Origin of the sequence: Rothia aeria (assembly GCF_016726365.1) — a bacterium.
GTDB lineage: Bacteria > Actinomycetota > Actinomycetes > Actinomycetales > Micrococcaceae > Rothia > Rothia aeria.
Genome location: NZ_CP068102.1, coordinates 743,650 through 756,426, shown reverse-complemented (window position 1 = coordinate 756,426; position 12,777 = coordinate 743,650). Strand labels below are relative to the sequence as shown.

Sequence of the window (12,777 nt, the reverse complement as noted above, 5' to 3'; positions counted from 1 at the left end):
TTTGGACGTCACAGTGTTACCTAAGCTCTTCACCGCCGCAAGCGCATCGCAGTCGGTGCCCCGCCGCGCTATCCCGCTGGATGTGAGGCACGCGGATGCGCTGGAAGAGGCATTGTATTCGAGTATTGTGGGTAACCTGTATGCCGTTGATTTTTACGAGCAGGTCGGTCTGCCCATGGCCGGGTCGGTGGGTGATAAAGTACCGTCTGGTTACGCTGGTTTTGTGGGTATACCGGCTGAGGGAGACGAAAGAGACGGTGCGCAGCAGCCGAATTTGAGCAGCATTATCCTGTTGGGGAACAATACGGTTCCTGTGGTTGTGGCTAATAGTGATTACGCTGTATTGGCAAAATGTATCCACCGCAGCAAGCGCCGCCTTGACTCTATTTTTGGGCCTGCGGATATGGTGAACCCGCTGTGGCACACCCTTGAGAGCCGTATGCCCGCGCCGTCTTCGTACCGCCCGATTCAGCCTCTGCTGTACCTGTCGCCTGAGGTCGATCTCACTGAGCATATTGATGCGACACTACCGCGTATCCCTACGCACCTGCCTCCGCTTGCTACCACCGACCTGTATGACCAGCAGGTGGGGCATTACGTGCGGTTTGCTAATAGCGCCGACTATAATGCGTTGCTGCCCGCAGCGGCCGCCATGTTCCGTGAGGAGGTGGGCCTTGACCCGCTGGAGCGGTATGGACAAGGGTACCGTAACCGTGTGCATACCCTCAGCGCGCAGCAGCGAACCGTGGTCGCTACTAATGTTGAGGGGGCGGTAGTGTATAAGGCAGACGCAGGCCTTACCAGCCTGGACACTGCCCAAATACAAGGGTTGTGGGTGCACCCGGATTACCGGGGTTTGGGGCTGGCGGCTTCACTGACCGCCGCGGCGTGCGCCCTGCTACGCCGCCGCTACCGGCATCTGAGCCTGTACGTGAACGACTATAATGCCCGCGCCCGTGCCCTGTACGCACGCCTGGGGTGGGAGCCGGTGGGTGAATACGCCACCGTCATCTTCGCGCGTTAACCCTGCGAACAGATAGACTAGAAAGATGGCACAGCCTGTGCCTGGTTTTTGTGTGCCCGCACCGTTTACGCGCCTTTGTGCGCGAACAAGACTATTTCAACCGATTGCAGGAGGCTTCCCGTGGTACTTCGACTGTCCAACCTCTTCGTGCGAACTTTGCGCGAAGACCCTGTAGACGCTGAGGTGGCCAGTCACAAGCTGCTGGTGCGCGCAGGTTATATTCGCCGTGCCGCCCCTGGCGTGTACACGTGGCTGCCTCTGGGGCTGCGGGTCCTGCGCAAGGTCGAGAATGTGGTGCGTGAGGAAATGAACGCGATTGGAGCCCAAGAAGTTCTCTTCCCGGCGCTGCTGCCGCGAGAACCCTATGAGGCAACCAACCGGTGGGAAGAATACGGCGATAATCTCTTCCGCCTGCAGGACCGCAAAGGCGCCGATATGCTGCTGGCGCCCACCCACGAGGAAATGTTCACCCTGCTGGTGAAAGACCTGTATTCCTCCTACAAGGATCTGCCGCTGTATATTTACCAGATCCAGAATAAGTACCGTGACGAGGCGCGACCCCGCGCCGGTCTGCTGCGTGGGCGCGAATTCATCATGAAGGATTCCTACTCTTTTACTGTGGACGACGAAGGCTTGACTGAAGCCTACGAGGCCCACCGTGCCGCTTACCAGCGTATTTTTAACCGCTTGGGATTAGACACCGTCATTGTGACCGCACAATCGGGTGCTATGGGTGGTTCCCGTAGCGAAGAATTCCTGCATCCGACCCCTGTAGGTGAAGACACCTTCGTGCGTTCCGCCGGTGGCTACGCCGCAAACGTGGAGGCAGTCACCACTGTTGTGCCCGCAGACATTGATTTCACGGATACGCCCGCAGCTATCGTGCTCGATACCCCCGAATCTCCCACGATTGAAACCCTCGTAGCCCAGATGAACGACCTGCACCCGCAGGTGACCGGTGGTGAACTCACCGCAGAGCAAACGCTCAAATGTTTTGTGGGCGCAGTCATTACCCCTGCCGGGGAGCGTAAGCTCTTTGCTGTGGGTGTGCCCGGTGACCGCGAAGTCGATCTGGGGCGCGTCGAGGTTAACGTTGGTGCACTCCTGGGTATCGGCGGCGAGATCGAGGTTGAGGCTGCCTCCGAGGAGGACCTAAAGAAATTCCCGCAGCTCGTCAAGGGCTATATTGGCCCGGGTCTTACTCTTGATCAGCCTATGCTGGGTGAGAATACCGAAGAGCGCCACACCGCTACTGGTATTCCGTTCTTCGTTGATCCGCGCGTGGTTCGCGGCACCTCGTGGGTGACCGGCGCTAACGAGCACGGCAAACACGTGGCAAATCTCGTGTACGGGCGGGACTTTAGTGCAGACGGTGTTTTGGAGGCGTGTGAAGTACGCGAAGGCGACCCGGCACCGGATGGTTCCGGACCGCTTATTGCTGCACGTGGTATTGAGATGGGGCATATCTTCCAGCTTGGCCGTAAATACGCCGAGGCGCTGGGCCTGAAAGTACTCGATCAGAACGGTAAACTCCAGACCGTGACGATGGGGTCTTACGGTATTGGTGTAACCCGCGCGCTTGCCGCAATTGCTGAGGGCAATCATGACGAGAAGGGTCTGATCTGGCCGCGTAACTTGGCACCCGCCGATGTGCACATCGTCATCACGAATAAAGACACTCAATCCCACGAGTACGCAGAAACCTTGAGCACGGAGCTTGAAGGCGCCGGGGTGCAGGTGCTGTTGGACGACCGTCTGAAAACCAGCCCGGGCGTGAAATTCGGCGATGCAGAGCTTCTGGGCGTACCCACCATCCTAGTGATTGGCCGCGGGTTCAAAGACGGTACTTTGGAGCTCAAAGACCGGCGAAGCGGCGAAGCACGCGATATTGCCGTATCGGATGCGGTACGCGAGGTCCTGGCTGAAACTCGCCCTTAACTGTTCTGGGTGTGGGATAGCAGGAAAGAAGGGATATCTATGGCGTACAAACCTAAACGTTCGGGCGGTAAGAAAGGCGGTGCCTCCAACGCTCGTGCCCGGCGTGCCGCCTCACGAGCCGCAAGCGGCGTCTCACGCGCACCCGCCGAGAAGGCTCCGCAGGCTCCAGTGGGTACCCGCCCTCTTCATGCCGATGAGGTGCGGGCTGCGATCGAACCAACCCTAGCGGAGTTCTCCCTTGTGGTGGAGAGCATTAAAATTACCGGCCCGGCACAGAACTGCACCGTTGAAATTACCGTGGATTACACGGAAGACCGCGCTGATTCGCTTTCTTTGGATACGATCGCCGAGATTTCGGGGGTATTCTCTGCGGCCCTAGACCGTGCTGATGCGAACGATGAGTTCTTCCCGTATTTACTGGAGGTCTCCTCGCCGGGGGCAACGCGTGAACTGTCTGAACGCCGCCACTGGGTGCGAGCCCGAACCCGACTCGTGGCCATTACCGAGACTGATGGCTCCGAGTATGTGGGGCGCCTTGATGAAGTTACGGATGATGGCCCAGTTCTGCGGCGGAAGAAGCAGACTAAGAAGGGGCAGAAACCTTCGTACCATGAGCCGCAGACCCTGCCGTGGGAGCGTATCGCCAGTGCTCATCTTCAGATTGATTTCAATTCCACAGCCGATTCGGTAGAATAGGAGTCAAAGTGGGCTCTTCACCGTTGTTGCCTATTTTTAGGTGGTGAAGGGCATACCGTCCGGTAGCCGGGGCGCCCAGAGCGTCCCGGCGCTGTGCTACAGGGAAAGGCTGATGAGCGTGGACAATAATATGACGATTGACCTAAGCGTTCTGAGCACGCTTGAGAAGGAACGCGGGATCGCTCTGGAAGAACTGTTTGCGCTCGTCGAGAATGCGCTACTGCTGGCGTACATGAAGCAGCCGGGCGCTATTAAAGGTTCCCGTGCAGAGATTGACCGTAAGAGCGGTCAGTTCGTCATTTTAGCCCCCGAACTTGACGACGATAACCAGAAGATCGCCGAGTTTGATGATACCCCCAATAACTTTGGCCGTATCGCCGCCGCGACTGTGCGTCAGGTGCTGGCGCAGCGCCTGCGAGACGCCGAGGACGCCAGCGTGCTGGGGGAGTTCCGTGACCGTGAGGGCACCCTCGTCTCTGGTGTGGTGCAGCAGGGCAATAATCCGCGTATGGTGCAGGTCGATCTGGGAACCGTTGAGGCGGTGCTGCCAGCTAATGAGCAGGTGCCGGGAGAGAAATACCCGCATGGCGCGCGCATCCGCGCATATTTGGTGGAGGCACGCCGAGGCCAGAAAGGCCCCTCAATTGTGCTTTCCCGCTCCCACCCGAACCTAGTGCTGCGTTTATTTGAGCATGAGGTTCCCGAGATTTCTGACGGGCTGGTGAAGATCGCCTCGATTGCCCGTGAAGCGGGGCATCGTTCGAAGATCGCGGTGCACGCCACCGACCCGTCTATTAACGCAAAAGGTGCCTGTATTGGTGATATGGGTGCGCGTGTTCGTGCTGTTGCCGCGGAGCTGAATGACGAGAAAATCGACATTGTCGATTATTCCTCAGACCCCGCCGAGTTTATTGCCGCAGCGCTTTCCCCCGCGAAGGTGACTGAGGTCATTATTTTGGATGCGCGTGAGTATTCGGCCCGAGCCGTTGTACCCGATGACCAGCTGTCGTTGGCTATTGGTCGTGAGGGGCAGAACGCCCGGCTTGCCGCTAAACTCACCGGGTGGCGTATCGATATTCTCTCGGAATCGAAGTATGCGCAGCTAAAGGCTGAAGAGGAAGTGGCGGAGCGGGTTTCTCGCGCTTTGCACGCTGACAACGAGTAATATTCGTTCATAGCCGCAATGGCGGCTCTGAAAATACCGGCATACCGTATAGAATATAAATGTGCGTTTGTGATCGCGTGCCTTAGTGCGCCCTCAAACGAGGGTAATTGATGTTGGGACGATAAAGGGGGAAACTTATGAGCCTACCCCTGAGGACCTGCATCGGTTGCCGTGACCGCGATACCCAGCGGAACATGCTCAGGATCGTACGATCCTGCGGCGGTGACGGGCCTACCTCCCAGCGTATTCTTGTGGATGCGCGAAGAGATATGCCTGGGCGCGGAGCGTGGCTACACCCCAGCGTGCAGTGCCTGCAGCAGGCAGTACGCAGGAATGCTTTCGCCCGCGCCTTCAAAACTGTCTGTGGCGCTTCGCAGGTGCAGGCTTTTGCCGAGCAGCTTCAACAGCGTCTGGAGGCGGAGGAGAGAACCGCAGGCCCCATGTAAGTCAAACAAGTTTGACGGCTTCTTAACACTGTATGAAAGCGAGTCAGAAAACTGATGGATATCTAATGAGTGCCGCAGAATGAGTACTTACCTGTGCTCAGAAAACGGCTGTCTAATGCCACCGTGCGCCGTAGTGCGCACACCCATACATCACTAGAGCCCGCGCCGTCCTGGCGCGAGCCAGGACAGGAGAAAATTGGCTAAGCCTCGTGTACACGAGCTCGCTAAAGAGTTTGGCGTCACCTCTAAAGAAGTTATCGCCAAACTCGGCGAGATGAATGAATTTGTTAAGGGTCCTTCCTCGACCCTAAACCCCATGGTTGTCAAAAAGCTGCGTGAGGCGTTTCCCGCTGCAAAACCTGCAGCTGAAGCAGCTCAGAAACCTGCCGCATCCCAGAAAGCAGCCTCCGGTGCCTCTGCCGCGCCGAAATCTGCAGCAAAGCCTGCGGCGCCGAAACCTGGGCCTAAATCTGCCGCTCAGAAACAGAGCGGTACAAAGGCCGCTCCGTCGGCGGGGAAGGCTGCTGCTGCGCCGAAGCCTGCAGCTCCTAAGCCCGGTCCGAAACCCGGCCCGCGCCCGGGTAATAACCCGTTCTCATCGCAGCAGGGCATGAAACGCCCCGATGCGCAGTCCGCAGCACCGAAACCCGGCGCCCCCAAGCCTGCCGCGCCAAAGCCTGCGGCTCCTAAGCCCGGTCCGAAACCCGGCCCGCGCCCGGGTAATAACCCGTTCTCATCGCAGCAGGGCATGAAACGCCCCGAGCGTGGTGAGCAGCGTTCCGGCGGGCCGCGCCCGCCGCGTGGTGGACAGCGTGGTGCTGGTTCCGGCGGCCCCCGCCCCGCAGCGGGCTCACGCCCCGGTGGCGGCCCCCGTTCAGGCTCAGGCGGCGGTTCACGCCCCACCCCGTCAATGATGCCGAAGGTATCCAATGTTGGGCCCGGATCGCCTTCAGGCGGCGGTAACTCCGGTGGCGGCGGTGGCTCCCGTCGCGGCGGCGGTGGCTTTAACCGTGGCCCGGGCCGCCCCGGCCCCGGCGGTCGCGGTAACGCCCAGGGCGCTTTCGGACGCGGCGGTTCCAAACGTAAAAACCGCAAGTCGAAGGCGGCACGCCGCAGCGAGCAGGAGCAGCTTAACGCACCAGCACCCGGCGGCGTGGTCGTGCCTCGCGGCGACGGCTCAACCGAAATCCGTATGCGCCGCGGCGCCTCCATCATGGACTTTGCCGAGAAGATTGGCGCGAACCCCGCAGCCCTGATTACGGTGCTCTTCCACTTGGGTGAGATGGCAACTCAAACCCAATCCCTGGACGAGGACACGTTTGAGCTGCTGGGTGCCGAGCTGGGGTACGTTATTAAGATCGTTTCCCCCGAAGACGAAGAGCGTGAACTGCTGGAGTCCTTCGACATTGACCTTGAGGCCGAAGCGGCTGCTGAAGGCGATAAAGAGCTTGAGGTGCGCCCGCCGGTTGTGACCGTGATGGGTCACGTTGACCACGGTAAAACCCGCCTGCTGGATGCCATCCGTAACACCAACGTCATTGAGGGCGAGGCCGGCGGCATTACCCAGCACATCGGTGCGTACCAGGTACACACCACCGTTGAGGGAGAAGACCGTGCTATTACCTTCATCGATACCCCCGGTCACGAGGCGTTTACCGCTATGCGTGCCCGCGGTGCGAAGGTTACCGACGTCGCTATTCTTGTGGTCGCAGCGGATGACGGCGTGATGCCGCAGACCGTTGAGGCCCTGAACCATGCCCAAGCGGCTAACGTGCCGATCGTGGTTGCGGTTAACAAGATCGATAAGGAAGGTGCCTCGCCCGATAAGGTCAAGGGCCAGCTGACCGAGTACGGTCTGGTACCCGAAGACTACGGCGGAGACACCATGTTCGTGAATGTTTCTGCCCGCAACGGCACCAATATTGACGAACTGCTGGAGGCTGTGACCCTCACCGCCGACGTCCTAGAACTGCGTGCTAACCCGAATAAGGAAGCTCGCGGCGTTGCCATTGAAGCGAACCTGGACAAGGGCCGCGGTGCGGTCTCCACCGTCCTGGTGCAGTCCGGTACCCTGCATGTGGGTGATGCGATTGTTGCCGGCGTGGCACACGGTCGCGTGCGTGCAATGTTCGATGAAAACGGCCAGGCAGTGAAAGAAGCCGGCCCGTCCCGTCCCGTGCAGGTTCTGGGCCTTTCGACGGTGCCCCGTGCGGGTGATACCTTCCTCTCGACCGAGGAAGAACGCACTGCACGCCAGATCGCTGAGAAGCGTGAGGCAGCGGACCGTAACGCACAGCTTGCGAAGCGTCGTAAGCGCGTAACCCTTGAATCCTTCGATGCCGCCGTGGCTGAGGGCAAGATGGACACTCTGAACCTGATTATTAAGGGTGACGTCTCCGGTGCTGTTGAGGCCCTGGAAGAGTCGCTCATGAAGATCGACGTGGGCGGCGACGAGGTTCAGCTGCGTGTGATCCACCGCGGTGTGGGTGCTATTACCCAGAACGACGTGAACCTGGCAACCGTGGACAACGCGGTGATCATTGGCTTCAACGTTCGCCCCGCAGAGCGCGTCTCGGAGCTTGCCGACCGCGAGGGCGTCGAGATGAAGTTCTACTCGGTCATCTACCGTGCGATTGAGGAAATCGAGCAGGCCGTTAAGGGTATGCTCAAGCCCGAGTATGAAGAAGTTGAGCTTGGTTCAGCTGAGATCCGCGAAGTGTTCCGCTCCTCCAAGTGGGGCAATATTGCCGGTTCGCTGGTCAAGAACGGTATTATCAAGCGTAACTCCAAGGCACGCCTGGTACGTGACGGGTCCGTGGTGGCTGAAGACCTCACCATTGAGTCGCTACGCCGCTTCAAGGACGACGCCACCGAGGTTCGTGAAGGCTACGAGTGCGGTATTGGGCTCGGTTCCTTCAACGACATTAAGGAAGGCGACGTTATTGAAACGTGGGAGATGCGCGAGAAGAAGCGCGTCTAAGGCACTAAGGCCGTCTGCTTCCCAGCCGCAGTAGGGAAGCGGGCACCTCACATACCGTGCGGGCCGGTCCTTATGAACGGGAGTTTATAAGGACCGGCCCGCGCCGCTGTGAGGCCAGTGTCAGCGATGCACCAGCGGCATCGTACCTTGCGAGCAGAAAATATACGGAAGAACTATCGCGTCGCCCCCGCGCCGCGTATCACCTACAGAGGAGAACAGCATGGCTGATGCAGCCCGCGCGGCTCGCCTAGCCGACCGCATTAAAGTGATTGTGGCACAGGCGTTAGAGCGTCGTGTCAAAGACCCCAGGCTCGGGTTCGTGACCGTCACAGACGCCCGCGTCACCAACGATCTGCAGCACGCAACCGTGTACTACACGGTGTACGGTTCCGAACAGGAGCAGGCTTCGACAAAGGCTGCCTTGGAATCCGCCAAAGGTATCCTGCGGTCGGAGGTGGGGAAGAACATTACCGCCCGCCTGACCCCAACCCTCACCTTTGTGCCTGATGAAGTCCCCGTAAACGCCTACCACCTGGAGGATTTGCTCCGTAAGACCCGTGAACGCGACGCTCAGCTGGCCGCCGCCGCCACGGGCGCGCAGTATGCGGGGGAGGCCGACCCCTATAAGAAATCCGCCGACGATAACGAGTTCGGCGAAGACACCACCGGTGAGGACACCGAATAAGTGGCTAAAACGAAAGGGGACGGACCCAGCGGGCTGGTAGTGATCGATAAGCCCGAGGGGATAACCAGCCACGATGTGGTGTCGAAACTCCGCTGGATTGCGGGCACCCGTCGCGTTGGTCATGCGGGCACCCTTGACCCGGCGGCCACCGGGGTGCTGATTCTGGGGCTGAATAAGGCGACGAAACTGCTGACCTACCTGGTAGGGCAGGATAAGACGTATCAGGCCACGATTCAGCTGGGCATTAGCACAGAAACGGACGACGCGCAGGGCCGACAGACCGGAACTTGCCCGGAGGCTGTGGAGGCACTGACTGAGCAGCGCATTCTTGAGGCGGTCGCAAGCTTAACCGGCGATATTATGCAGGTGCCTTCTGCGGTATCTGCCATCAAGGTTAATGGGGTCCGCTCTTACACTCGGGTGCGCAGCGGTGAACAGGTAGAACTAGCTGCCCGCCCGGTGCGGGTGAATGAGTTCACGGTGCATTCCATACAACGCACTATGACCAGTTGGTGTGTTCTCGTTTCTCAGCAGGAACTTGCCGAGGCGGGGATCGACGCGGCTGGAACACACGGCGAGCTGTCAGATCCCACTACTGCGATCACCTCGGTGCCGGTGATCAACTGTGAGGTGACGGTATCCTGCTCCTCAGGCACCTATATTCGTGCCTTGGCGCGGGATCTGGGTCAGATGCTGGGCACCGGCGGGCACCTCATACGTTTACGCCGCACCCGGGTGGGAGGAACCACCCTTGCAGACGCCGCTGCTTTGCCGGAACTGCTGGAACGCCGGGAGGCGGCGGGGCAACCGTTGACGGATATGCCGCTGCTGAGTTTAGAGGAGGCTGCGCGCCGTCTCTTTAAGGTTCGTGAGCTATCGGCGCAGCAGGCCACAGATGTGTCTTTTGGCCGCCGCATTAGCCCGAACGGGGACGGGACGGTGACTCTGCGGCAGGCCCACGCAAGTACCGGTGACGGAGGGGAAAAGCAACACGCTACTACCGAGGGCGTGTACGCGGCTTTTGCGCCGGATGGCACGCTGGTGGCGTTGCTGGAGAACTTAAAACAGCGCGGTAGCGTGGTGGCTGCACCGACCCTGGTGTTCGAGGCTGGGACTGATTTTTCCGGAACATTGGAGAAGAGCTCATGATTGCTGGGCTGGACTGGTGGTTTTGGGTAACTGCCGTACTGGGCTCCCTCTCAGCGGCTGCAGCACTGGTGCAGTATGTGCGCGGGTACGCCCCGGATGATTATTCGCAGGGCCCGGTGCTGCTGCTTGAGGCGTACCTGGTGGTGTACCTGATAGGGTCGATTATTATGCAGGCGGTTGGCCCGGGACCTCGCGGTGACTGGCTGGAGTACTACGGGTATTTGCTGACGGCTATGGTGATCCCGGCGGGTGCGTTTTTCTACTCGTTGAGTGAACGCACCCGGTGGGCTACGCTTCTGTTGGCGGTTCCCGGCCCGGTGCTGATTGTGATGGTGCATCGGATGAATATGTTGTGGTACTACTACTGAGCCGGCCGCAGTGACCTTCTGCCGCACACACTTTTGGAAGGAAACATGGGTAATAATCTTCAATCCGCCTCCGGTGGGCGGCCTCAAAACCGCAGCATGGGCTCCTACCACGCCTCGGGCCCGGGGAAGCTGATCGCCGTTTTGTACGGTGTTTTTACGTTGTCGGCTGGGGCGCGGGCGGGGTACCAGCTGGTGCGTAAATTTGATGAGGCTCCGCTGGCAATCCTGCTGTCTTTGCTGTCGGCTGTTATTTATGCTGTGGCTGCGGTTGCTTTGGCACGGCGCGGGGAGCGGGCGCGGCGAGTTGCCCTTGTGACTATTTCAGCTGAACTTGCGGGTGTGCTGGGGGTGGGGGCGTTGTCTCTGGCTGCCCCGCACCTGTTCCCGCTGGCCTCAGTGTGGTCGCATTTTGGGCAGGGGTACGGGTTTATTCCGCTGGTTTTGCCCGTTGTGGGCCTGTGGTGGCTGTTCCACTCCAGGCGTGCCTAGGCGCTGGGTAGCCGTGGCGCAAATTATTGAATTGTACACATTATGTGAGGAGAGAATATATGAATGACAAGACCTCAAAAAACGAGGCTGCGAGTCAGGGCGACCGTGAGGAATCTGCGGGTTTCCCCGCCAGTGAAGCGGGTACTGCGGGTCGGCCTGAAAAAGAGCCCCAGGCCCTGAAACCGGCCCGAACCACACCAGAGAACGGTGAGACGGTAAAGCAGCCTGCACCGAAGAAACCCGAGCAGAAAACGAAACTGGAGCAGAAGCCGCAGACCCTTGAGGATGCGGCAAAACCCCAAAACCGTGGGCTGTTCCGTTCGGTGGTGGGGCTGTACGGCGTGGCGATTATTGCCTACGCGGCGTGGCAGGTGGTGGCGGGTACGCAGGCTGCCCCGGACTCCGCTGCGGTTGCGGTGAACCCGTCAATTGAGTCGAACTATGCGTTTCTTGCCGCCGTGTATGCGGGGGTGGGCATCGCGTTCTTGTTTATCGCCTGGAAGTTTAAGTGGGCGAATATGCTGGTACTGGCGTGCCTGGTGGTGTTCCTTGGCGGTGTGGGGCGCATTATTTCGTGGGCTTCGCACGGTACCCCGCACTGGTCGCTTATTGTGCTGATGGTGACGGATTTGGTGATCCCGCCGTGTCTTCTGGTGTGGTACGCCTGGATTAATAAGTCGAATACGATCCGTCAGCAGATGCTCAGCGCCTCCCGCGTTTAATCGGGGCTTTGGACGGGCTCGCCGTACCGGGGTGCACCCCGTTTTAGGATTCAGCATCTATGCCCGCGCTGGTCTAGGATGTATAGGTACAGTATTTTTTATGCAGGAGAGCACGTGACCCTCTATACCGAGCTGAGCGATATTCCGGCGGATTTTGGGCCGTCGGTGGTGACTATCGGCAACTTTGATGGTGTGCATATTGGTCACACCCGCGTGATTTCGCGCGTTGTCGAGTTGGCTGAGGAGCACGGGCTGGCCTCTGTCGCGGTCTCATTCGACCCGCACCCAATGCAGGTTCACCACCCTGAGCTAATGCACCAGGAGATTATGGGGCAGGGTTCACGCCGCTATTTTATGTGTCAGCTGGGCCTGCAGAATTATGTGCTGCTTCACTACGACCTGGAGTTTGCGAAGCAGAGCCCCGAAGAGTTTGTGAAGAGCGTTTTTGTGGATACCCTGCACGCCCGTTACGTGGTGATTGGCGATGATGTGCGTTTCGGGCACCGCAACTCTGGTGACCTTAACACCATGCGTGAGTTGGGCGAACAGTACGGGTTTGAGGTTGTGGTGGTTGACGATCTCATGGCTGATGACGGCACCAGGTGCTCTTCTACGCGTATCCGCGAACTGCTGAATACGGGGGATATGGAGGGTGCCGCCAGATTGTTGGGCCGCCCTCACCTCATGTACGGGGAGGTGGTGCACGGGTTGGCTCGCGGGCGTGAGCTGGGGTTCCCCACCGCAAACCTGGAGCTGGAGGCGCGCGGTTTTATTCCGGTGGATGGAGTGTACGCCGGGTGGCTGACAGACGAGTCGGGAACACGCCACCCGGCGGCTATTTCGGTGGGAACGAACCCAACGTTTGACGGTCTTGAGAACCGGCAGGTTGAGGCGCATGTGATTGACCGGCCGCAGGAGCGTGTCGAGGACTTTGACCTGTACGGTCAGCATGTGGTGGTGGAGTTTGTGAAGCATCTGCGCCCGATGGTGGCGTACCACGGGGTGGAGGCCCTGGTGGAGCAGATTAACCAGGATGTGGTGCAGACTCGGGAGGTGCTGGCCGCCGCGTAGTCCCTGCGAACCGGGCGTACCGTGTTGAGGGACGCGCCCGGTAC

At 59.5% G+C, this 12,777-nt stretch carries 12 protein-coding genes; all 12 read left to right on the top strand.

Annotated elements, in window-relative coordinates; translation table 11 throughout:
* The first annotated feature begins 13 nt into the window (after positions 1 to 13).
* On the top strand, positions 14 to 1,024 hold the full coding sequence (locus tag I6I94_RS03160) for a GNAT family N-acetyltransferase (protein ID WP_201620863.1): 1,011 nt from the start codon (positions 14 to 16) through the stop codon (positions 1,022 to 1,024).
* Between the two features lie 120 nt (positions 1,025 to 1,144).
* Entirely contained in the window at positions 1,145 to 2,962 is a 1,818-nt protein-coding gene (locus I6I94_RS03155; RefSeq protein WP_128087584.1) for a proline--tRNA ligase, read from the top strand.
* Positions 2,963 to 3,001: 39 nt separating this feature from the next.
* A complete protein-coding gene (locus I6I94_RS03150) occupies positions 3,002 to 3,658 on the top strand; it encodes a ribosome maturation factor RimP (RefSeq protein WP_126499750.1) in 657 nt (218 codons plus the stop codon).
* Positions 3,659 to 3,788: 130 nt separating this feature from the next.
* Positions 3,789 to 4,823: a transcription termination factor NusA gene (gene nusA / locus I6I94_RS03145; RefSeq protein ID WP_037233353.1), complete on the top strand. Its 1,035-nt coding sequence runs from the start codon at positions 3,789 to 3,791 to the stop codon at positions 4,821 to 4,823.
* Between the two features lie 137 nt (positions 4,824 to 4,960).
* Positions 4,961 to 5,269 (top strand): YlxR family protein, encoded by a 309-nt coding sequence (locus I6I94_RS03140; protein ID WP_052029760.1) that lies wholly within the window; start codon positions 4,961 to 4,963, stop codon positions 5,267 to 5,269.
* 196 nt (positions 5,270 to 5,465) lie between these two features.
* Positions 5,466 to 8,249, top strand: a complete 2,784-nt coding sequence (gene infB, locus I6I94_RS03135) for a translation initiation factor IF-2 (RefSeq protein ID WP_128087585.1) — start codon at positions 5,466 to 5,468, stop codon at positions 8,247 to 8,249.
* Positions 8,250 to 8,469: 220 nt separating this feature from the next.
* Entirely contained in the window at positions 8,470 to 8,934 is a 465-nt protein-coding gene (gene rbfA, locus I6I94_RS03130; RefSeq protein ID WP_037233244.1) for a 30S ribosome-binding factor RbfA, read from the top strand.
* Positions 8,935 to 10,083, top strand: a complete 1,149-nt coding sequence (truB, locus tag I6I94_RS03125) for a tRNA pseudouridine(55) synthase TruB (RefSeq protein WP_128087586.1) — start codon at positions 8,935 to 8,937, stop codon at positions 10,081 to 10,083. It begins immediately after the preceding gene.
* A complete protein-coding gene (locus I6I94_RS03120; protein WP_006889018.1) occupies positions 10,080 to 10,451 on the top strand; it encodes a hypothetical protein in 372 nt (123 codons plus the stop codon). Before truB ends, I6I94_RS03120 begins: the two co-directional genes overlap by 4 nt.
* Positions 10,452 to 10,496: 45 nt before the next feature.
* Positions 10,497 to 10,940: a hypothetical protein gene (locus I6I94_RS03115; RefSeq protein WP_126499752.1), complete on the top strand. Its 444-nt coding sequence runs from the start codon at positions 10,497 to 10,499 to the stop codon at positions 10,938 to 10,940.
* A gap of 59 nt (positions 10,941 to 10,999) precedes the next feature.
* On the top strand, positions 11,000 to 11,662 hold the full coding sequence (locus tag I6I94_RS03110; protein ID WP_128087587.1) for a DUF4345 domain-containing protein: 663 nt from the start codon (positions 11,000 to 11,002) through the stop codon (positions 11,660 to 11,662).
* Positions 11,663 to 11,776: 114 nt separating this feature from the next.
* Positions 11,777 to 12,733: a bifunctional riboflavin kinase/FAD synthetase gene (locus I6I94_RS03105; RefSeq protein ID WP_128087588.1), complete on the top strand. Its 957-nt coding sequence runs from the start codon at positions 11,777 to 11,779 to the stop codon at positions 12,731 to 12,733.
* Positions 12,734 to 12,777: the final 44 nt, after the last annotated feature.